Raw genomic sequence first — 1,144 nt, 5'->3', positions numbered from 1 at the left:
ATTGCCCGAAACTTTCTTCACTTCCCTCGCTTCTACTTTGAGTTGTTTAAGCAAAAAAGTTCGAACCCCACAGGGTTTAACTCACAGTTTGTAGCTTGTGTAAATCATGTCAACCCCTTTATCAGGTGGTTATTGCGGTGGGGTTCCACCTCTTCCCATTCCGAACAGAGAAGTTAAGCCCACTTGCGCCGATGGTACTGCAATGCAATGCGGGAGAGTAGGTAGCCGCCTTTTTTCTTACGAAGCACTTTGAGGATTCATTTCTTCAGAGTGCTTTTTTTGTTTACCTTCTACTCCCCAATTCGTCCAATGGTACACCTTGTCAAATAGGGCAATGCGGGAGAGTAGGTAGCCGCCTTTTTTTGTTTGTATGCCATTTACTCATTCCAAGCCTGTAGGGCTTGTACTTTCGATAGCGCAGGGTTGGCGACGATAGGAGCCTACCCTGGATGCGTTTGCAGGGCGGAAACCTATGCCATCGGCATTGTACTTTCTTTAAATTCGTTTGTGCAAAAGGAATATCATTCGCGAATAAATCCATTTATTGCAGGGAAATGGGCAAAGCATGAGAAAAGAAAGTACAACCCCCAAGGGGGTAGCCTTTTCGCTTGCGTCATTACCCAGGGTAGCCTCCTATCGTCGGCAACCCCGGGCTATCGAAAGTATAACCGCGATGCGGTAGTTTTTCACCCATTACCAGCACACCGAAACGGATGGGATGGTCGGGGGGAGGGGTTGCCCGCACGTTCAATCGGATGGAATAGTTTGTTGGGTAGATTGCCAATATATTCAAACAGCAGGAAAAGTCGGGGGGAGGGGTTGCCAGCACGTTCAATCGGATGGAATAGTTTGTTGGGTAGATTGCAATATATTCAAACGGCAGGAAAAGTCGGGCGGAGGGGTTGTTGAAATATTCAAATGGCGGAGATGGTTTGGCGCGGCATTTACCGATATATCCAATCGGATGGAATATTTGAAAAGAGGGGTTGCCGGCACGTCCAATTGGAGAAAATGATAGGACGAAGTATTTGCCAATATATCCAAACGGATGGAATGTTTGGGCGGATAGATTGCCGCATGCCATTTGTGATGTGGTAGGGGCGCCGCATATGGTTTTCCTCAACCCCATCGGGGTTGTACTTTC

Annotated in this window: 1 protein-coding gene and 1 rRNA gene; one reads left to right on the top strand and one right to left on the bottom strand. The window is 47.6% G+C overall.

The genetic code is table 11. The features are described from left to right. The first annotated feature begins 121 nt into the window (after positions 1-121). Positions 122-234: ribosomal RNA gene (gene rrf / locus X919_RS0106165) — 5S ribosomal RNA — on the top strand. A 382-nt stretch (positions 235-616) separates the two neighbouring features. Here the strand turns inward: rrf and X919_RS16540 are convergent. Further along, the coding region (locus X919_RS16540) for a hypothetical protein (RefSeq protein ID WP_216592156.1) at positions 617-1,144 on the bottom strand (528 nt) is incomplete at its 5' end.

Origin of the sequence: Prevotella sp. HJM029 (assembly GCF_000599605.1) — a bacterium.
Taxonomy (GTDB): domain Bacteria; phylum Bacteroidota; class Bacteroidia; order Bacteroidales; family Bacteroidaceae; genus Prevotella.
This window is presented reverse-complemented; position numbering and strand designations above follow the sequence as displayed.